Origin of the sequence: Limosilactobacillus vaginalis DSM 5837 = ATCC 49540 (genome assembly GCF_000159435.1) — a bacterium.
Lineage (GTDB): Bacteria > Bacillota > Bacilli > Lactobacillales > Lactobacillaceae > Limosilactobacillus > Limosilactobacillus vaginalis.
Genome location: NZ_GG693500.1, coordinates 1 through 222, shown reverse-complemented (window position 1 = coordinate 222; position 222 = coordinate 1). Strand labels below are relative to the sequence as shown.

The following is a 222-nucleotide window of genomic DNA, read 5'->3' as shown; positions in this document are numbered from 1 at the left end:
AGGCGCTCTCTTTGGGGATTTCCGGTAACACCCGGACGAACATATCCCAGATAAAGCTCGCTGGCAGCGGAAAATCAATGTTTGCCGCAATACCAAACTTTTGCGACAGGGTCATTTGCAGCCACTGTGCCATACCGGTACTTTGCACCAGAATCATCTCTGGTTCGAAAGGATCGTCCAGCCGTTCGCGTTCGACAATAAACTCCATCAACGCTTCCAGCA

At 50.9% G+C, this 222-nt stretch carries 1 protein-coding gene; it reads right to left on the bottom strand.

Annotation, left to right across the window (positions count from 1 at the left end; translation table 11 throughout):
- A partial coding sequence (locus HMPREF0549_RS09155; RefSeq protein WP_003718030.1) for an exodeoxyribonuclease V subunit gamma occupies nt 1-222 on the bottom strand: 222 nt, incomplete at both ends.